At 61.9% G+C, this 19,396-nt stretch carries 20 protein-coding genes; 8 read left to right on the top strand and 12 right to left on the bottom strand.

Translation table 11 applies throughout. The features are described 5' to 3' along the window. Positions 1-42 precede the first annotated feature (42 nt). The 5 genes from D3870_RS19565 to D3870_RS19545 all read left to right on the top strand — a co-directional run bounded on the left by D3870_RS19565 (position 43) and on the right by D3870_RS19545 (position 4,832). Complete coding sequence (locus D3870_RS19565) at positions 43-1,248, top strand: ABC transporter substrate-binding protein (protein WP_119742691.1); 1,206 nt, start codon at positions 43-45, stop codon at positions 1,246-1,248. A 148-nt stretch (positions 1,249-1,396) separates the two neighbouring features. Beyond that, positions 1,397-2,170, top strand: coding sequence for an ABC transporter ATP-binding protein (locus D3870_RS19560; protein ID WP_119742689.1), 774 nt, complete (start codon positions 1,397-1,399; stop codon positions 2,168-2,170). Continuing rightward, complete coding sequence (locus tag D3870_RS19555) at positions 2,167-2,874, top strand: ABC transporter ATP-binding protein (RefSeq protein WP_119742687.1); 708 nt, start codon at positions 2,167-2,169, stop codon at positions 2,872-2,874. The genes D3870_RS19560 and D3870_RS19555 overlap by 4 nt, the downstream gene beginning before the upstream one ends. A gap of 10 nt (positions 2,875-2,884) precedes the next feature. After that, positions 2,885-3,772 carry a branched-chain amino acid ABC transporter permease gene (locus D3870_RS19550; protein WP_119742685.1) on the top strand — a complete coding sequence of 296 codons (888 nt, stop codon included), beginning with the start codon at positions 2,885-2,887 and terminating at the stop codon, positions 3,770-3,772. Positions 3,773-3,800: 28 nt separating this feature from the next. Next, positions 3,801-4,832, top strand: a complete 1,032-nt coding sequence (locus D3870_RS19545; RefSeq protein ID WP_119742683.1) for a branched-chain amino acid ABC transporter permease — start codon at positions 3,801-3,803, stop codon at positions 4,830-4,832. A 220-nt stretch (positions 4,833-5,052) separates the two neighbouring features. On the opposite strand, the gene D3870_RS19540 is transcribed toward D3870_RS19545, so the two are convergent. From D3870_RS19540 to D3870_RS19500, 9 genes are all read right to left on the bottom strand, one after another. Then, a complete protein-coding gene (locus D3870_RS19540) occupies positions 5,053-5,796 on the bottom strand; it encodes a Mut7-C RNAse domain-containing protein (protein WP_119742681.1) in 744 nt (247 codons plus the stop codon). A 64-nt stretch (positions 5,797-5,860) separates the two neighbouring features. Continuing rightward, positions 5,861-6,418 (bottom strand): hypothetical protein, encoded by a 558-nt coding sequence (locus tag D3870_RS19535; RefSeq protein ID WP_242490108.1) that lies wholly within the window; start codon positions 6,416-6,418, stop codon positions 5,861-5,863. 218 nt (positions 6,419-6,636) lie between these two features. Then, the gene (locus D3870_RS19530) at positions 6,637-7,923 is read right to left on the bottom strand and encodes a TRAP transporter large permease (RefSeq protein WP_119743151.1); all 1,287 of its coding nucleotides are present in this window, start codon (positions 7,921-7,923) and stop codon (positions 6,637-6,639) included. Between the two features lie 19 nt (positions 7,924-7,942). Continuing rightward, positions 7,943-8,455 carry a TRAP transporter small permease gene (locus D3870_RS19525; RefSeq protein WP_119742679.1) on the bottom strand — a complete coding sequence of 171 codons (513 nt, stop codon included), beginning with the start codon at positions 8,453-8,455 and terminating at the stop codon, positions 7,943-7,945. 56 nt (positions 8,456-8,511) lie between these two features. Next, on the bottom strand, positions 8,512-9,450 hold the full coding sequence (locus D3870_RS19520; RefSeq protein ID WP_422879680.1) for a TRAP transporter substrate-binding protein: 939 nt from the start codon (positions 9,448-9,450) through the stop codon (positions 8,512-8,514). A 178-nt stretch (positions 9,451-9,628) separates the two neighbouring features. Then, positions 9,629-10,408: a 2-oxo-tetronate isomerase gene (gene otnI, locus D3870_RS19515; protein ID WP_119742675.1), complete on the bottom strand. Its 780-nt coding sequence runs from the start codon at positions 10,406-10,408 to the stop codon at positions 9,629-9,631. A gap of 26 nt (positions 10,409-10,434) precedes the next feature. Then, positions 10,435-11,070 (bottom strand): 3-oxo-tetronate 4-phosphate decarboxylase, encoded by a 636-nt coding sequence (otnC, locus tag D3870_RS19510; RefSeq protein WP_119743150.1) that lies wholly within the window; start codon positions 11,068-11,070, stop codon positions 10,435-10,437. Then, complete coding sequence (gene otnK, locus D3870_RS19505) at positions 11,067-12,335, bottom strand: 3-oxo-tetronate kinase (protein ID WP_119742673.1); 1,269 nt, start codon at positions 12,333-12,335, stop codon at positions 11,067-11,069. The genes otnC and otnK overlap by 4 nt, the downstream gene beginning before the upstream one ends. A gap of 42 nt (positions 12,336-12,377) precedes the next feature. Beyond that, positions 12,378-13,157, bottom strand: a complete 780-nt coding sequence (locus D3870_RS19500; RefSeq protein WP_119742671.1) for a FadR/GntR family transcriptional regulator — start codon at positions 13,155-13,157, stop codon at positions 12,378-12,380. 174 nt (positions 13,158-13,331) lie between these two features. Here D3870_RS19500 and denD point away from each other — a divergent pair, with 174 nt between their 5' ends. The 3 genes from denD to D3870_RS19485 all read left to right on the top strand — a co-directional run bounded on the left by denD (position 13,332) and on the right by D3870_RS19485 (position 16,060). Next, positions 13,332-14,312: a D-erythronate dehydrogenase gene (gene denD, locus D3870_RS19495; protein ID WP_119743149.1), complete on the top strand. Its 981-nt coding sequence runs from the start codon at positions 13,332-13,334 to the stop codon at positions 14,310-14,312. Between the two features lie 187 nt (positions 14,313-14,499). Continuing rightward, positions 14,500-15,474, top strand: a complete 975-nt coding sequence (gene fcl / locus D3870_RS19490) for a GDP-L-fucose synthase (RefSeq protein ID WP_119742669.1) — start codon at positions 14,500-14,502, stop codon at positions 15,472-15,474. A 193-nt stretch (positions 15,475-15,667) separates the two neighbouring features. After that, complete coding sequence (locus tag D3870_RS19485) at positions 15,668-16,060, top strand: VOC family protein (protein WP_119742667.1); 393 nt, start codon at positions 15,668-15,670, stop codon at positions 16,058-16,060. Here D3870_RS19485 and D3870_RS19480 read toward each other — a convergent pair. The 3 genes from D3870_RS19480 to D3870_RS19470 are packed head-to-tail and all read right to left on the bottom strand — an operon-like array spanning position 16,057 to position 19,392. Next, positions 16,057-17,760 (bottom strand): Na/Pi cotransporter family protein, encoded by a 1,704-nt coding sequence (locus D3870_RS19480; protein ID WP_119742666.1) that lies wholly within the window; start codon positions 17,758-17,760, stop codon positions 16,057-16,059. The two genes, D3870_RS19485 and D3870_RS19480, sit on opposite strands and share 4 nt — an antisense overlap. Further along, a complete protein-coding gene (locus tag D3870_RS19475; RefSeq protein WP_119742664.1) occupies positions 17,744-18,547 on the bottom strand; it encodes an HAD family hydrolase in 804 nt (267 codons plus the stop codon). The genes D3870_RS19480 and D3870_RS19475 overlap by 17 nt, the downstream gene beginning before the upstream one ends. Next, positions 18,544-19,392: an endonuclease/exonuclease/phosphatase family protein gene (locus tag D3870_RS19470; protein ID WP_119742662.1), complete on the bottom strand. Its 849-nt coding sequence runs from the start codon at positions 19,390-19,392 to the stop codon at positions 18,544-18,546. The genes D3870_RS19475 and D3870_RS19470 overlap by 4 nt, the downstream gene beginning before the upstream one ends. Positions 19,393-19,396: the final 4 nt, after the last annotated feature.

Genomic DNA, 19,396 nt, shown 5'->3' with positions numbered 1-19,396 from the left:
ATTCATTCGAAGTTCGAAGTACAACAACCAGGGAGTCAACACATGAAGAAATCCGTTTTGATGTGCAGCATCGCACTGGCCTTCGCTGCGGCAGGCCCCGCCCGTGCGCAAGTTTCCGACGACGTCATCAGGATCGGCGTGATGACGGACCTCTCCGGCGTCTACCTGGACTACGCCGGCAAGGGTTCGGTCGAGGCGGCACGGATGGCGGTCGAGGATTTCGGCGGCAAGGTGAATGGCAAGAAGATCGAGCTGATCATGGCCGATCACCAGAACAAGGCCGACATCGGCAGCGCCAAGGCGCGCGAATGGTTTGACCGCGACGGCGTCGATGCCGTCGTCGACCTGCCGAACTCGTCGGTCGCGCTGGCCGTGTCGCGCATGGCTTCCGACAAGAAGCGCGTGGCCCTGATCACCGGCGGCGCCAACCTGCGCCACACCAACGAAGAATGCTCGCCGTACATCGTGCACTATGTGTACGACACTTTTTCGCTCGCCAACGTGGCCGGCAAGGCGATGGTCAAGCAGGGATACAAGAGCTGGTACTTCCTGACCGCCGACTATGCTTTTGGTGCGTCGCTCGAAAAAGATACGTCCGAAGTGGTGAAGGCCAACGGCGGCACTGTGCTCGGCAGTGTCAAGCACCCGCTGAATGCGTCCGACTTCTCCTCCTTCCTGCTGCAGGCACAATCGTCGAAAGCGCAAGTGGTGGGTCTGGCGAACGCCGGTGGCGACGTGATCAACTCGATCAAGGCGGCCAATGAATTCGGCATCACGCCGAAGCAGACCCTGGTCGGCCTGTTGATGACGATCAGCGACGTGCACAGCCTCGGCCTCCAGCAGACGCAAAAGATGAAGTTCACCGACGCGTGGTACTGGGACATGAACGCGGATTCGCGCGCATTCGGCAAGCGCTTCTTCGACCGCATGAAGCGCATGCCGAACATGGTGCACGCCGGAACCTACTCGGCCGTGTCGCAATACCTGAAGGCGATCGCCGCCACCGGCAGCGATGATGCGGACAAGGTCATGGCGCAGATGAAGAAGGTCAAGATCAACGACATGTTCGCCAAGAATGCGTACATCCGTGAAGACGGCCGCATGATGCACGACATGTACATGATGGAAGTGAAGACCCCGGCGGAATCCAAGTCCCCGTGGGATTACCTGAAGCTGGTTGCGACCGTTCCCGCAGCGGAAGCCTTCCAGCCTCTGACGGCTTCGCGCTGCAGCATGGTCAAGCGTTAAGCCTCCGTCTGCTGTTGTAATCAACACCGAAGGATGCACCGCGTCGCCCTGATGGGTTGCGTGGTGCGTCAACGCGCAGTCTCCGTGTCTGCACTTTGTCTCCAGGCAAGGTGTCGGACGCCATCCTGTCGTTTTCAATTTCTACACTATGCAAACCAACGTACTCGAAGTGCGGAACCTGACGAAGGAATTCAAGGGGTTCACCGCCGTGAATGACGTCAGTCTCAAGGTCAGGCGCGGTTCGATTCACGCCCTGATCGGGCCGAACGGCGCCGGCAAGACGACGTTCTTCAATCTGCTGACGAAGTTCCTGACGCCCACGGCCGGCGCGATCCTGTACAACGGCGACGACATCACGGCCCTGAAGCCGGAGCAGATCGCGCATCGCGGCGTGATCCGCTCGTTCCAGATCTCGGCCGTGTTCCCGCACCTGAGCGTGCTGGAGAACGTGCGCATCGGCCTGCAGCGCGCGCTCGGCACCTCCTACCACTTCTGGAAGAGCGAACGCACGCTGGATCAGCTCAACGGCCGCGCCATGCAGCTGCTGGCCGAGGTCGATCTGGAGAGCTTCGCCGACACCCTGACGGTCGATCTGCCCTACGGCCGCAAGCGCGCGCTCGAGATCGCCACCACGCTGGCGATGGAGCCGGAACTGATGCTGCTGGACGAGCCGACCCAGGGCATGGGGCACGAGGACGTGCACCGCGTGACGGAACTGATCCGGAAGGTGTCCGCAGGCCGCACGATCCTCATGGTGGAGCACAACATGAGCGTGGTGTCGGGCATCTGCGACCGCATCTCGGTGCTGCAGCGCGGCGCGCTGCTGGCCGAAGGCAACTACGAGGAAGTATCGAACAATCCGCAGGTGATGGAAGCCTACATGGGCACCACCAGCGGCGCGCTGGAAGGAGCGCACGGATGAGCAAGGCACTCGAAATCACCAACCTGCAGGCGTGGTACGGCGAATCGCACATCCTGCACGACGTCAATCTTTCCGTGGACCAGGGCGAGGTCGTCACGCTGCTGGGCAGAAACGGCGCGGGTCGCACCACCACGCTGCGCGCCATCATGGGCCTGACCGGACGGCGCACCGGCTCGATCAAGGTCGGCGGGGTGGAATCGATCCACCTGCCGACACACCAGATCGCGCATCTCGGCATCGGCTACTGCCCGGAGGAACGCGGCATCTTCGCCTCGCTGTCGGCGGAGGAAAACCTGCTGCTGCCGCCATCGGTGTCGAAAACCGAGCGCGGCATGTCGGTCGAGGAAATCTACGCCATGTTCCCGAATCTGGCCGAGCGCCGCATGAGTCAGGGCACGCGGCTGTCGGGCGGCGAGCAGCAGATGCTGGCGGTGGCGCGCATCCTGCGCACCGGCGCGCGCCTCTTGCTGCTGGACGAGATCTCGGAAGGACTGGCGCCGGTGATCGTGCAGGCGCTGGCGCGCATGATCACGACCCTGAAGGCGCGGGGCTACACGATCGTGATGGTGGAGCAGAACTTCCGCTTCGCCGCGCCGCTGGCCGACCGCTTCTACGTGATGGAGCACGGCCAGATCGTGGAATCCTTCGCTGCATCCGAACTGAATGACAAGATGCCGGTATTGAATGAATTGCTGGGCGTGTAGTGAGGACGATATGACAGAAATCTTTGGAATTCCGCTGCAAGCGATGTTGAGCCAGCTCTTGCTGGGACTGGTCAACGGCTCGTTCTACGCCATGCTGTCGCTGGGGCTGGCGGTGATCTTCGGCCTGCTCAACGTGATCAATTTCGCGCATGGCGCGCTGTACATGATGGGCGCGTTCCTCGCCTGGATGGGGCTGAACTACCTCGGCATCGGCTACTGGCCGATGCTGCTGCTGGCGCCGCTGGTGGTGGCGGCCTTCGGCATCGTGATCGAGAAGACCATGCTGCGCTGGCTGTACAAGCTGGACCACCTGTACGGCCTGCTGCTGACGTTCGGCATCACGCTCATGGTGGAAGGCCTGTTCCGCTCCTTCTACGGCGTCTCCGGCCAGCCGTATTCGGTGCCGGAGGCGCTCTCGGGCGCCTTCAACCTCGGCTTCATGATCCTGCCGAAGTACCGCGCCTGGGTGGTGGTCGCCTCGCTGGCGGTGTGCCTCGCCACCTGGTTCGTGATCGAGAAGACGAAACTGGGCGCCTACCTGCGCGCCGGCACCGAGAACCCGCGGCTGGTGGAGGCGTTCGGCATCAACGTGCCGCTGATGGTGACCCTGACCTACGGCTTCGGGGTGGCGCTGGCGGCCTTCGCCGGGGTGCTGGCGGCACCGGTGATCCAGGTCTCGCCCTTGATGGGCAGCAACCTGATCATCGTGGTGTTCGCGGTGGTGGTGATCGGCGGCATGGGCTCGATCCTCGGCTCGATCGTGACCGGGCTCGGGCTGGGCGTGATCGAGGGCCTGACGCGGGTGTTCTACCCGGAACTGTCGGCCACGGTGGTGTTCATCATCATGGCGATCGTGCTGATGATCCGGCCGGCCGGGCTGTTCGGCAAAGAGAAATGAGCAAAGAGAGAAACAAGGGGAGTTGGTGATGGACAAGAGAGTCGGATATGCAATCGCAGTGGCGGCCGCCGTGGCGGCGCCATTCTTCCTGTACCCGGTGTTCCTGATGAAGGTGCTGTGCTTTGCGCTGTTCGCGTGCGCCTTCAACCTGCTGATCGGCTTCACCGGCCTGCTGTCGTTCGGCCATGCCGCCTTCTTCGGCGGCGCCGGCTACGTCGCCGGCCATGCGCTGAAGGTGTGGGGTGTGCCGTTCGAGCTGGGCCTGCTGGCCGGCACGGCGGCGGCCGCCGCCATCGGCCTCGTGATGGGGGCGCTGGCGATCCGCCGCCAGGGGATCTACTTCACCATGATCACGCTGGCCTTGGCGCAGATGCTGTACTTCGTGTGCCTGCAGCTGCCGGCCACCGGCGGCGAGGACGGCCTGCAGGGCGTGCCACGCGGCAAATTGCTGGGGATCATCGATCTGGGGCACGACCTGACGCTGTACTACGTGGTGCTGGCGATCGCGGCGGCCGGCTTCGCGCTGATCGTGCGCACCGTGCATTCGCCGTTCGGCCAGGTGCTGAAGGCGGTCAAGGAGAACGAGCCGCGCGCCGTTTCCCTGGGGTACGACGTCGACCGCTTCAAGCTGCTGGCGTTCGTGCTGTCGGCGGCGCTGGCGGGGCTGGCGGGGGCCACCAAGACGGTGGTGCTGGGCTTCGAGACGCTGACCGACGTGCACTGGAGCATGTCGGGGCTGGTGGTCTTGATGACGCTGGTGGGCGGCCTCGGCACCCTGACCGGGCCGATCGTCGGCGCGATCGTGATCATCGCGCTGGAGAACAAGCTGGGCGACCTCGGCAACTGGCTGGCGGTGACGACCAATGTCGAGTGGTTCCGCACCATCGGCGAATCCGTCACCATCGTCACCGGCGCCATCTTCATCGTCTGCGTGCTGGCCTTCCGCAGGGGCATCGTGGGGGAGTTGGGCGCGTTGTTCAAGAAGCTCAGGAAGCCGAAAGAGACGAAACAGGCTGCATCCTCGCTTCATGCAACGGCGGTCAAGACCACGGAGGGGTAGCATGCCAACACTTGCCTGACTGCGGATGGCATCGTTGTCGGGCAAGTGCCTCCCTTGAGCGGCGTGCCGCGTTCAAAACGCTTGAACGTCCTGCGCCGACTGGCATGGCTTTTTGAATCGCATACCACTCATCGCTCCAGCCTGGCTGCCCTGCGGCCATCATTGCCGCATTCACGGTCGATGACATATCGGCCGCTCTTGCATGCGGAATGATTTCACTTCAAGCCGGCGGCACGAGCCCCGCGAGCAATGCTTGCATGCGTTCCCAGTGTGTCCCTTCCCAGAAGATTCCATGACATACCTCGCAGGTGCTGAATTTCTCGTAACGGGAAAGTACGCCAGATGGAACAACATGCTTCGCCCTTTCCTTGCCTATGGATTGCAAGGGCGTATTGCAATGCAGACACAAGGTGAAGGGCCGCATGCTGCCGACCAGATCGAGGCGCTCGAAAATTTCGCGCAGCTGCCGCGATGATTTCAATTCGCGCACATAACAGCCATGCGTGATTTCCCGTCGCATGAGCAATTCGCGGTCGCGCGTGAGGACAATGCGATTGTCGCGTGCCGAGATGGCGGAAATTTCCTCGTCGCGGAAATATGTTTCATAAAGCGTATCGAATCCGGCCATGCGCAAGAGCCGCGCCAGCCCTCCCAGATGCACATCGGCAATGAATCGCGTCACGCGCAACGGATATTCGCGCACGCGTAACAGGGGCGTGATATCCAGCGTCTCGCACATCGGATAGACGGCGACACGGTCGCCTTGTTGCAGCAGGCGGTCGAAGCCGGCCGACTCGCCATTGACCAGGATGAATTCGACTTCAGTATGCGGTACGCCGAGCGCCTCGATCATGTGCTTGGTGGTCGCGGCGCGCGCGCAGCGGCAGTCGAATTCGTGCTTGCGCCGCTCGGGCGCGAGGAAGTCGTTCAGTTCCTCATAGAAACGGAATGTCGCCGTGACCATACGGCCATCTTACGCTCCGCGGAACACGGAATGCGCGTCACCGGGCGCATAGTGCGCGTCGAGATCATGTCGACACTTTCTTGTCCTCGCTCTTGGCTTCCTTCATCGCCTCGGGCTCGATTTCCTCGACGCTTTTGTTCAGCTTCACGAACACGCCCCATGCCGCAAGCAATACTGCGGCAGCGACTCCGATGGACGAGGCCTGCGGCAGATGCATTGGATCGTCGTGAATGAATTGAAACACCGCGACCAGGCATTCGATGGAGAGCGACACGATGATCACGACCATGAATCGTGACAGAAACCGTCGCACCCGCGTTGGCGCGCTCATCTGCGCCGTTCGAAGCACTTCTTCCTCAAGAATCATTTGCCCCAGCTCAAGCGCCGCGACGGCGATGGTGAGCAAGCCGACGCATTCGACGACGGAGTTGAAGCGGGCCCGTAACGGAACATCGGCTCCCGCGCCGATCCCGTGCCATAGCTCGAGAATGGCGAACACGATCAGGGCAAGGGCGCAACAGAAGAACAGCACGATGATGGCGATATAGCCGGCCGCGAATATCCTGTTGATGAATTTCATCGCCGAGCCTTTGTCGAGATTGGAGGTGGTCGACAAAAGCATACAGGGCGATTGCGGGCGGGCACTTGATCTTTTTACAGACAAGACACGTTTTATCGCAGCAATGCGCGCAAAGCCTGTGCCGTCTCGTCATTCCGGCGACGGCCGGAATGACGAGGTCTTTGCGACGCGGCCGGCTGTTCGCAGCCGCTATGCATGATGCCGGCCTGTTCAATGATGACGCTGAACAGGCCGGTGTTTCCGACAAGAAGTCAGTCAGGCTACTTGAATCCCAACAAATGAGGCAGCCCGGTCGAGAGCGACGGGATGAAGGTCAGCAGCATCAGCACGATCGCGTGCGCCACAAGGAACGGTTTCAGTTCGCGGGTGAGTTCGGGCAGCGGGATCTTCGCCACATTGGACGTCACAAACAACAGACCTCCCACTGGCGGCGTAATCATGCCCAATGTGAGATTGAAAATGACGATCATCGCGAAGTGAATCGGATCGACCCCGGCGGCGGCGGTAACCGGCGCAAGAATCGGCACGAGAACCATTACGCCGGGCAGCGGTTCGATAAAGATTCCGAAAATCAATAACAGGATATTGATGGCAATGAGCAGAAGCCAGGGCGACAACTGCAACTGCGTGATCCATTCGGCCATCGCATAAGGAACCCGTTCCACCGTCAGGATCCATGCGAACGCTGCCGAGAAGCCGATGATGATCAGTACCGCAGATGTCAGCAGCGCGGATCGCACGAGAATGTGCGGGAGCGCTTCCCACTCCAGCGTGCGATACATCCATTTGCCGCAAATCAGCGCATAGAAGACCGCGACGACGGAGGCTTCAGTCGGGGTGAACCAACCGGCCCGCATGCCGCCCAGGATGATGATTGGCAGCAGCAAGGCCGGAATGGCGGTCCATGTGTTGTGCAAGACTTCCCTGATGGGCGGAAAGCAGCCGTCGCCGCGATAATTCCGCTTGTTGGAGACATACCAGTTCACGACCGACATCGCGATGGCGATCAATATGCCTGGGACGAATCCGGCCACAAACAATGCCCCGATCGAGACCCGTTCATCCTGCAGTCCATAGATGATCATGATGATCGAAGGCGGGATGATCGGCCCGACAATCGCGGTCGATGCGGTCAGTGCACCGGCATATGCGCGGCCATAACCTGCCTTGTCCATCATCTTGATCATCATCGAACCCGGTCCTGCGGCATCGGCAAGCGCCGAGCCGGAAATTCCGGAAAAGAATGTCAGCGAAACGATGTTCGTGTAGCCCAGGCCGCCCCGCTTGTGTCCGACAAACTGTCCGGCAAAACGCAGCAGAACGTGCGTCAGCGACCCGCCGCTCATCAGTTCCGCTGCCAGGATAAAGAAGGGCACTGCCATCAGCGGGAAACTATCGATGCCGGTGAAGGTCTCCTTCAGCACAACGATCATCGAGAACTGGCCGACGGCCAGCACCGCTATGCATGCGGAAAGGCCGAGCGCAAATGCGACAGGCATGCCGATCGCCATCAGCACGCAGACGGAAATCACCAGAATTAAACTCATGCTCATAATCAGTTCCGATCTACAGTGATGCGCTCGCCGTGGCGTCGAAGTCTTCGTCGGCGATGAATTCCCGGCTTTTCAGCCAGGGGCGCGCGATCAATGCCAGATGCACCAGCATGAGTGCGCATCCAAGCGGCATCGCCAGATAGATGTAGCCGAAGGGGATCTCTGTCGCAGCCGTCGTCTGAACCATGGTGCGGCTGACGTAGATGCAGCCGAAATAGAGAAGCAGCGACAAGAAGGCCACCATCAGCAGCAGCACGATGCCGCGCAAGACGCGCGCATATCGCGGCGCAAGGGCATCCTGCAGATTGTCGATTGCAATATGGCCTCCGCTGCGCAGCACCAGTCCGCTTCCCAGGAAGGTGAGCCAGATCATCATGTGGCGCGATACCTCTTCCGACCACGGGATCGATGCATCCGTGACGTAGCGCATGACGACATTGGCAAACACGATGACCGACATGGCCGCCAGCAAGGCAATCAGGATCCAGCGGTTGAGCGCAATGAATCCTTCTTCAAACTTGTTCATAGGGATTCTCAATAAGGGAATGCCCCGCATCAGCGGGGCATTCGGTCAACGGTGATTTACTTGACGTCTTTGATCTTGTCGAGATTGGCTTTGCCAAACTGCTTTTCAAAGTCGGCAAACACGGGAGCCAGTGCGGCCTGGTATTTTGACTTGTCTACCTTGTCAACAACTTGCATGCCCTTGCTGCGCAGATCATTCACAGCGACCTTTTCGTCGGCGTCGACGCGTGCGCGGTTCGCTTTTGCGGCTTCCTTCGCGGCGTCGAGGAATGCCTGCTTATCCGCCGCCGACAGCTTTTCGAATACCGCCTTGTTCATCAGGAACACGCCCGGCGAGTAGACGTGGCCGGTCAGTGTCAGATGCTTCTGCACTTGCTCGAACCTGTTCGCGGTGATGACGGACAAGGGATTTTCCTGGCCATCGACCGTGCCCTGCTGCATGGCGGAAAACACTTCGGTGAAGGACATCGGCGTCGGGATGATGCCAAAGCCCTTGTATGCCTGGATGTGCACCGGATTTTCCATGGTGCGCAGTTTCAAGCCCCGCAGGTCTTCCGGAGCATTCACTGCACGCTTGTTATTCGTCATGTGGCGGAATCCGTTCTCGCCCCAGGCCAATGCCTTGAATCCTTTTGGCTCGAACTTCTTCAGCATGTCCTGGCCGATCGGGCCGTCCAGCACTGCGCGCGCATGGCCATAGTCGCGGAACAGGAAAGGCACGTCGAAAATCTTCACGTCCGGTACAAAATTCGGAATCGGGCCGGTGGAAGTCCAGGTGAGCTCCTGCGTGCCCAGTTGTACCGCCTCGGTCGCTTCGCGTTCCGCGCCAAGCGCGCCGCCGTAGAAGGTCTGAATCTTGTAGCGGCCGTTGGTGCGCTTTTCCACTTCCTTGGCAAGCGTATCGATCGCCACGCCCTGATGCGAGTTCTGCGCGGTGGATACGCTGATGCGCATGACGGTCTGCGCCGATGCGGATTGGGATGCGAAGCCGAACATCAGACCGGATACGGCGAGTGCGATGACGCTGGAACGGTAAATCTTCATGTGTGTCTCCTCGATATTGATTTGAGTTGGGGTGAATCGTGGTGCAGGGTGAAGCGAGGTCTCGGGATTATCTCCAAAAAACCGGAAAAAGCGAATGTTGTGAAATGGTTAATCTCCTCTGAATGGCAAATCAAGGGCACAGCGCCTTCATCCATCCGAGTCCTTCGACCGTGCCTTTCGCCGGACGGTACTCGCATCCGAGCCAGCCGTCGTAGCCGAGCTCGTCGAGCAGTCGGAACAGATAAGCGTAGTTGATCTCGCCGGTATCCGGCTCATGGCGCTCCGGCACGCCGGCGATCTGGATGTGGCCGACATGCGGCAGATAGCGCCGCAGCTTCATCGCGATGTCGCCCTCGACGATCTGCACATGATAGAAATCCATCTGCACCTTCAGATTGTCCGCACCGACTTCCTCGCGGATCGCGTGCGCATCGGCCTGGGTGTTCAGGAAGTAGCGCGGGATGTCGCGCGTGTTGATCGGTTCGATCAGGATCGTGATGCCGTGCTGTGCCGCTTCCGCGCACGCGTAGCGAAGATTGTCGATAAATACCTTGCGATGCACCGCTGCGTCCGCGCCTTCGGGAAGCAAGCCGGCCATCGCGTGCAGGCGCGGCGTGCCCAATGCCTTTGCATACGCAATCGCCTTCGCCACACCTGCGCGGAATTCCGCTTCGCGTCCCGGCAGTGAGGTGATGCCGCGCTCGCCCGCCGTCCAGTCGCCGGGTGGCATGTTGAACAGCACATTCTCCAGCTTGTTGGCCTTGAGTTGCGCGGCAATTTCATCGGCGCCGTGCTCGTAGGGGAACAGGAATTCGACCGCCGTGAAGCCGGCCTGCGCGGCAGCAGGGAAGCGCTGCAGGAACGGCACTTCGTTGAACATCATGGTGAGATTGGCGGCGAACTTGGGCATGGTGCTTGGTTTCTCGTTGAATGGATTTAATCGAGCTGGAACACGCGCCTGAGTTCCGCGATCTGCTCTTCGTTCAGCGCGCGCGGATTGTGGCCGCGCAGCATCAGAAACAGCTTGGCGGTCTCCTCCAGTTCTTCGCTCGCATACATGGCTGCTTCCAGCGTCTTGCCCGAGACGACGGGACCGTGGTTGGCGAGCAGCACCGCGCTGTGCTTGCCAGCCAGGCCGCGAATCGCATCGCCGAGCTGCGGGTCGCCTGGACGGTGATACGGCACCAGCGGCAGCTTGCCGATCTTCATCACGAAGTAGGCGGTCAGCGGCGGAATGCAGTCGCAGGCATCGAGCCCCGACATGCAGGACACGGCGGCAGAGTGGGTCGAATGCAGATGCACGATCGCGCCGGCGCTGCCGCGCTCCTCGTACATCGCGCGGTGCAGGAAGGCTTCCTTCGAGGCCGGATCGCCGGAGATCAGATTGCCCTGCCAGTCGAGCTTGGACAGGCGGGCCGGATCGAGATGGCCGAGGCAGGCGTTGGTCGGCGTCAGCAGCCAGCCGTCGTCCAGCCGCACGCTGATGTTGCCGCTGCTGCCGGTGGCAAGTCCGCGGTCGTACAGCGACTTGCCGCAGCTGCAGATGTGTTCACGCAATGCCGATTCGTTCATCGCAACATGCTCCATGCCTTGGTAAAGAAATCCGTCGTGCCGAAATTACCCGACTTGAGCGCCAGCGCCAGCGGCCGCTCGCCGATGCTGGTCGTCCACGGCACGCCGGGGTCGATCTGCGGACCGATGTGCAGGCCCGTCACGTTCAGCGCCTGCACCACCGCGCCGGAGGTCTCGCCGCCTGCCACGACCAGTTGTCGCACGCCGCGTTCGACCAGGCCTTGCGTGATCGCGGACAAGGCTTCCTCCACCAGCGCGCCGGCACGCTCGATGCCGATGCTTTCCTGCGCCGCCTTCACGCGGGCCGGGCTGGCCGTCGCATAGATCAATGGCGGGCCGTCCGCCAGCAAGGGCGTCGCCCATTCGAGTGCTTCCGCGACAACGTCCTCGCCAGCCGCCAGCCGCAGCGGATCGACCGCAAACGCAGGCCGTCCCGCATTGATGAAGTGCGCAACCTGCGCCTGCGTCGCCACCGAGCAGCTGCCGGATATCACGGCGCGCAGCCCGGCCGGATACGTCAGCGCGTCGGCAGCCGACTGCGTGTCGAGCAAGCCCCATGCGCGGAAATTCTGCGGCAATCCGAGCGCGATGCCGGAGCCTGCCGTGAGCAGCGGCAGGTCCGCACAGGCGGCGCCGATCTGCATCAGGTCATCGTTCGAGATTGCATCGACGATGGCGATTTCCACACCCTCATCCTGCAATTGGCGGATGCGTTTCTCGATGGCTTCCTTGCCGCCGCCGATTGCCTCATGACCGATCAGGCCGACCTTGCGCGCCGTCTGTCGTTGCAGCACGCGGACCAGGTTGGAGTCGGTCATCGGCGTCAGTGGATGGTGGCGCATGCCGCTGTCGCTCAACAACTGATCGCCGACGAACAGATGGCCCTTGAATATCGTGCGCTTGTTTTCCGGGAAGGCGGGGCAGGCGATGGTGAAGCGCGTATCGAGCGCCGTCATCAGCGCGTCGGTCACGGGCCCGATGTTGCCGACATCGGTGGAATCGAAGGTCGAGCAGTACTTGAAATAGAACTGCCGGCAGCCGGCATCGCGCAGCCACTGCAACGCGGCCAGCGATTCCTCGACCGCCTCGCGCGGCGGCGTGGTGCGCGACTTCAGCGCGATCACCACGGCATCGACGTCGCGCGGCAGCGGCGTCGTTGGCACGCCGATCATCTGCACGGTGCGCATGCCGGCGCGCACCAGCATGCCCGCCAGATCCGTCGCGCCGGTGAAGTCGTCGGCAATGCAGCCAAGTAAGAGAGTCATGTCGGTATTACTCGTTGTTCGTTTGTTGTCTTGCATCGCAGTTCATGTCTGCCGAGGCTTGCTTGTGCGCCGTCGCGGCTTGCTGCCGCCGTTGGTCTTCGGCTCCATGGTCTGGATGCGTTGCGATGCCATTTCCATGTGCTGCCGCGCCGCTGTGCGGGCGGCCTCCGGGTCCTTGCTCGCGATCGCCTCGTAAATCGCCTTGTGCTCGTCGATCACCTGGCGGCGCGTCGCTTCCTGTTGCGCTTCGAGAGAACGGGTGATCGCCATCGCGCCTTTCAGGAACTGGCCGACGAAATCCCACAGCGCGACGAAATGCGGATTGCCGGTTGCGCGCGCGATGCTGCGATGAAATTCCATGTCCGCATCGACGCCATCCTTGCCGGCGGCAACATCGGCATCGATGGCCTTGAGCGCGGCGCGGATTTCCGCAATCTGCTTTTTCGTGCAGCGTTCGGCGGCCAGTGCGGCAATCTCCGCTTCCAGGCTGCGCCGCAGTTCGGCGACCTGCAATACCGCCTGTACCGACTCGACCACCATCGGATCGATGCGGAACGGCGTATCCAGGCTGACCTCGCGCACGAACACGCCGCTGCCCTGGCGCGACTCGACCAGCCCTTCGGACTTCAGGCGTGATACCGCTTCGCGGATCACGGTGCGGCTGACACCGAAGCGCTCGGCCATCTGCGCTTCCGACGGCAAGCGTGACTTCGCCGGGTATTCGCCGCTGCGGATCAGTTCCAGCAATGCCTGCGTCACCCGTTCCGGCATGGTGGCCGAAGCGTTCAGGGGCGTGACTCGGAATTGAGGGGCATTCGCCATTTTTCACCGACCTTGTGTGCGGGGTCAACAAGCCAAAAGATATATGATGTATGCTTATCATACAACTTGAATCGGCGGACCACAACTGGCCGCGCTAGGGCGGTCGGAGCGGGTTCATTGGCGTGCCTGCGGATACGACAGGCACGACGCATCTTGAAAATTGGAAAGGGAATCATGCAGGTACTGATCACAGGCGGCGCGGGATTGCTGGGTGCGCGATTGGCGCGGGAACTGCTCAAGCGCGGCACATTGACCAACGCGCAGGGCGAACAGACACCGATCACGCGCATCACATTGCTCGATGTCGTGCCGGCCAGGGGCTTCGACGATCCGCGCATTCAGATCGTGACTGGCGACATCGCCGATGAAAAGGTGATCGACAGCGTGCTGACGCCGCAGACGCAATCCATCTTTCATCTGGCGGCCATCGTCAGCGGCCAGGCCGAGGCGGACTTCGAACTCGGCATGCGCATCAACTTCGATGCGACGCGCCTGATTCTCGAACGGGCGCGCAAGAACGGCAATTGCCCGCGCGTTGTCTTCACCAGTTCGGTCGCGGTGTTCGGCGGCGACCTGCCGGCCGTCGTGCCGGATGCGCAAGTGCTGACGCCGCAGAGTTCCTACGGTGCGCAAAAGGTGATGGGCGAACTGCTGGTCAACGATTACAGCCGCAAGGGCTTCATCGACGGCCGTGCGCTGCGCATGCCGACGGTGTGCGTGCGTCCCGGCGCGCCGAACAAGGCCGCGTCCAGCTTCGCCAGTGGCATCATCCGCGAACCGCTCAACGGTGCCGAAGCGATCTGCCCGGTCGCTCCAGAAACCCCGATGTGGCTGCTGTCGCCGCGCCACGCGATCGAGAGCCTGATTCATGGTCACGACATCGACGGCAGTCTGTTCGGCAGCAGTCGCGCGCTGAGTCTGCCGGGTCTTGCCACCACGGTCAGCGAGATGGTGGCCGCGCTGGAACGCGTCGTCGGCGCGGAAGTCGTCAAGCGCATCCGCTGGCAGCCGGATCCGGCCATCATCCGCATCGTCAATACCTGGCCCGGCAACTTCGCCACCGTGCGCGGCGACGCGCTGGGCTTCCAGCGCGATGCCAGCTTCGACGACATCGTGCGCGGTTACATCGAGGACGAGTCGATACGCGTGGTGTGATACTGCATACGCGGATAGCTGTTTCAGGAGAAAAACGGGAGCGCACAGGTTCCCGTTTTTTGTTCGGAGCGGGAAACGCGATGCGCCTGTATTTGAGGAAAGTCCACATGCTTGTGCGAAAGTTGGCATAGGATTAACTTCCCTTGACATTCCTGCGTGCCAGCAGACTCTGTGGAGAACAATCACCGTGATTCGTGAACTTGATGCAAGCATCTTCGTGGCCGGCGACCGTGGCATGGTGGGTTCGGCCATCGTCCGGCGCCTGAAGAATCTCGGGTACCGGAACATCGTAACCGCCAGTCGCGGCGAGCTCGATCTGACGCGCCAGGCGGAAGTCGAGGCGTTCTTCGAGAGCCGGGTGATCGACCAGGTGTATCTCGCGGCTGCGAAGGTGGGCGGCATTCACGCCAACAATACCTATCCGGCGGAATTCATCCACGCCAATCTGATGATCGAAGCCAATGTGATGCATTCGGCGCACGTCTCCGGCGTGCAGAAACTGATGTTTCTCGGCTCGTCCTGCATCTATCCCAAATACGCGGCGCAGCCGATGGTCGAGGAGGCCCTGCTTACCGGCACGCTGGAAGCCACCAACGAGCCGTATGCCATCGCCAAGATCGCCGGCATCAAGCTGTGCGAAAGCTACAACCGGCAGTACGGGCGCGATTATCGCAGCGTCATGCCGACCAACCTGTACGGGCAGGGTGACAACTTCCATCCGGAGAACAGCCATGTCATCCCCGCCTTGCTGCGCCGCTTTCACGAAGCCGTCGAGCAGGGCGCGCCAGAGGTCGTGATCTGGGGCAGCGGCACGCCCATGCGCGAATTCCTGCACGTCAATGACATGGCCGCAGCCAGCGTGCACGTGATGGAACTCGATCATGCCACCTATGCCGCCAGCACGCGGCCAATGCTGTCCCATATCAACGTCGGCACAGGCATCGACTGCACGATCCGCGAACTGGCAGAAAGCATCGCGCGTACCACGGGATTCACAGGACGCCTGACATTCGACAGCAGCAAGCCCGACGGCACGGCGCGCAAATTGATGGATGTGTCGCGTCTGAAATCGCTCGGCTGGCAGGCCTCGATCGGACTGGACGACGGCTTGCGCGACACGTACCGCTGGTTTCTCGACAACGAGGGCAGGGTGCGAGACTGACACCGCGTCTCATTGATTGCATCGGTGCGGGACAGACATGCACTGCCGGCCCTGCCGAGCTGCCCGATGTTGAACAGCATGCCCGCCTTGACGTGGAAAGGCGGAGGAAATTCATCCAGCCATTCAAGCCGAGCCCGCTTTGCGGCTCGGCTTGAATCCGGCGTTACGCTTCATTCAAAGGAGTTCCGTGCAAATGAAATTCGGCTACACCATCATTTACGTCCCCGATGTCGCGGCATCTCTCGCATTTTTCGAGCGCGCGTTTGGCTTCTCCTGCCGCTTCCTTCATGAATCCGGAACGTACGGCGAGCTGGAAACCGGCGAAACCACGCTCGCCTTTGCAGTGCACCAGCTTGGAGAAATGAACTTCCCGTCCGGTCATGTGGCCGCGCACGAATCGCCGCAACCGCTCGGAATGGAGGTGGCGTTCGTCACACCCGAAGTCGAAAAAGCGCATGAGAAAGCGCTCTCCGCCGGTGCAACGGAACTGTCGTCACCGACAGCCAAGCCATGGGGTCAGGTTGTCTCCTATGTGCGTTGTCCGGATGGAACGCTTGTCGAACTTTGCACGCCGGTCGGTACTTAGGGCGGGAAAGCCCCTGCTGCCGCATCGCTGACACTATTCGCAACCAGCACGACCGCTTCCTGCTCGGTATTGATTCTGCTCTTGTGCAGCATGCCCGCCGCGTCCAGTACGGAGTAGGCGGTCGAGCAGAACAGGGAATGCAGGCGCTTCATGTCGCTGATCAGGTCCAGGTGCAGTGAGCTGGTTTCGATGCTTTGCTGCGTTTCGCCGGCGAGTCTGATCAGGTGGGTCTTGGCGTAGGTGCGTTCCAGATCGCGGAATGCTTCTTTTTCGGATATCAGGCGCTGGGCATTTTTCAGGTCGCCGTTCAGGAAGACCGACAGGCCGAGGCGAAGGCTTGCCAGCAGGCGCGCATGCAACTCGCTCACTTCGGTCATGCCGGCGCTGGAGAACGTTCGTTGCGGCGCGATCTTCTTGCTTTCGACGTCGGTGACGATGCGCTCGATGATGTCGCCTGCCTGCTCGAGGTTGATCGTCAGCGTGATGATCTCGGTCCAGCGCCGCACTTCTTCGGCATTCATTTCTTCGCGCGATACGCGGGCGAGAAACATTTTGACTTCCGTATAGAGCCGGTCGACATCGTCATCGAGCTTGCGCACATTGTTGGCCTGAAGCAGATCATTGTCGCGGATGACGAGCATCAGGCTGGCCAGCATGTTCTCGATGATGTCGCCGATGCGCAGGACTTCACGCGCGGCGTTGGCAAGCGCCAGCGACGGCGTGCCAACGGCGGCCGGGTCCAGATAGCGGGCTTGAATCACGTCGCTGTCCCTGGGCGATGCCGGCAGAAGTTGCATGCACAATCTGGACATCGGTCCGACCAGCGCCAGCAGCAGGCTGCAGCGCACCGTGTTGTAGATCACGTGGAAAGCGACGACGCCGACGCGCACATCGCTGCTGAGGTAGCCGATCCAGATTTCCGCATACTGAATCAGTGGCAGCGCGACGGCCGCGCCGGCGAGGCGGAACAGCATGCTGCCGAGCGCGACGCGGCGGCCGGCGGCATTCTGCCGGCTTGCGCTGATCAATGCCAGGATGCCGCTGCCGAGGTTCGCGCCGATCACCATGCACAGCGCCACCTTCAGCGAAATGACGCCGGATGTGGCCAGCGTCGCCGCCAGCAGCACCGCAGCCAGGCTGGAGTAGGTCAGCATGGCGAATACCGCGCCGACCACAGCGTCCAGCATGACGTCGCCGGTCAGCGAGGAAAACAGTACCTTGAGGCCGGCGGCCTGCGTCATCGGACGCGTCGCCGCGGCAATCAGTTCCAGCGCGAGAAGGATCAATCCGAGGCCGATCGCGGCACGCCCGAGACGGCCGATGCTGGTATGCCGGCGCGAGAGGTAGACCATCACGCCGCAGAAGATCAGCAAGGGCGATATCCACGACAAGTCGAAGCTGAGAACGCCGGTCATCAGCGCCGTGCCGACATCGGCACCCAGCATGATCGCCAGCGCCGGTGCCAGCCCGACCAGGCCTTGCGCGACGAAGGAGCACACGATGACGGCGGTGGCATTGCTGCTCTGTACCAGGCTGGTGACGCCAACGCCGGCCAGAAAGGCATAGCCGCGCCGCGTAATGCTCGTGCTCAGGATGCGCCGCAGTTGCGCGCCGTACACGCGCAGGATGTCGGTGCGCACGATATGCGTGCCCCACACCAGCAGGGCCAGCGCCGAGAGCAGATTAAGAAGCGTGACCATGGTCCGACAGGAGATGCTGCGCCAGTTCCGCGAACCCGGCACCGCAGGCATCGTGCGTGATGTAATGCGGCGGATGCGGCAGTCGATCGGAAAATGCCAGTACGTTCGCCACGCCGACCGACAGGGGGAAGTAGGCGAACATCGGCGCGTCGTTCGGCGAGTCGCCGGCAAACACGCAGCGTGCGCGCTGCTCCTCGTCGCCCAGATCGATGCCGTAGCGCTCGCGCATCATGAGTCGCGCCATGCTCAGTTTGTCGTAGTCGCCAAACCAGCCGTTGACATGGATCGAGCTGATCTTCGCAGTCATCCCGGCCTGTTCCATGATCCGGACGATGCGATCAACATCGTCCCGCTCCAGCGCCGGTACGTCTTCGCAGAAATCGATGGCGAGATCGTACTGGCGGCAGAACTGGTCGGAGGCGACTGCGCAGCCCGGCACCTCGCGCAGAACCTGTTCGCGGACCTGCGCCAGGCGCGCCGCGTTGCCGGCCCGCTCCGGCGCATCGAGCAAGTGGCGCGTGCGCAGCTTGCCCGATGCATGGTCATGCCACATGTACAGCGCACCGTTTTCTCCAATGATGCCGTCCACCGGCCACATGCGCGCGATATGGTCGCACCATCCGGCCGGGCGTCCGGTGACGGGGATGACGCGCAGTCCTGCGTCCTGCAATGCCTGCAGCGCCGCGTATGCCTGTGCGCCAAGCTTGCCTTCGGTGGTCAGCGTGTCGTCGATGTCCGTGAAGACGGTGGTCACCTGTGCTGCCGGCAACTGGTTGACGGGTTTCATGCAAGCTCCAGCAGTTGCGGTTGATGATCGGATGAGCGCGTTGCGCCATCGACCTTGAAATTGCGCACCCGCGGCAGCAGGTCCTCGCTCGCGAAGATGAAGTCGCAGGTGAAGGCTTCCGGCCATTGCTCGCGGTCGTAGATGCCGACGTTGTGCGGATGGGGTTCATTGCCGTGCAGGTATTGCCAGGTATCGCGCAGACGCGGGATGCCGTTGTCGAAATCCTGCTGCAGGCGCGCGTGAAGCGGGTCCTCGGGGCGGAAATTGAAATCGCCGGTCACGATCGTGCGGGTGGAGTCGGCAAATGCGTGATAGGGCGATCCGCTCGTGTCGCGCACGCGGCTGCCGGTTGCGCGCAGGCAGGCTTGCGCGTGGAGCGTGCGGATCGCTTCGACCTGCTGCTGCCGTTGCGACGCGGAGTAGTACTCCAGATGGGTATTCATGACGCGGATTGCGCCGAGCGGCGTGTCCAGCGTCGCCTCGATCAGGATACGCGGCATGCTGATGACGCCGGCATCGAGCGGCCACGGCAATTGATGCCGCAGCACGCGCAGCACGGGGTAGCGCGACAGCAGCATGTTGCCGAAGCAGCGGCGCGAGCCATCCGGGGCCGCAACGTCCACCGCGGCAGCAGGCACCGGCGTGAAGCCGGGAAGCAGTTCGGCGAACATCGCGAACTGGTTTTCGCCCTTGCTGCCGGCCAGCGACGGATAATTGGCGGCGACCTCCTGCAGGCACAGCACGTCGAAGTCGCCGAGCTTGCTTGCGTCGTCGATGATGCGCTGCGGATCGACGATGCCGTCGACGCCGCGCGACCATTGGATATTCCAGCTGATCAGTTTCATCCGT

This window comes from Noviherbaspirillum cavernae, assembly GCF_003590875.1.
Lineage (GTDB): Bacteria > Pseudomonadota > Gammaproteobacteria > Burkholderiales > Burkholderiaceae_D > Noviherbaspirillum > Noviherbaspirillum cavernae.
This window is presented reverse-complemented; position numbering and strand designations above follow the sequence as displayed.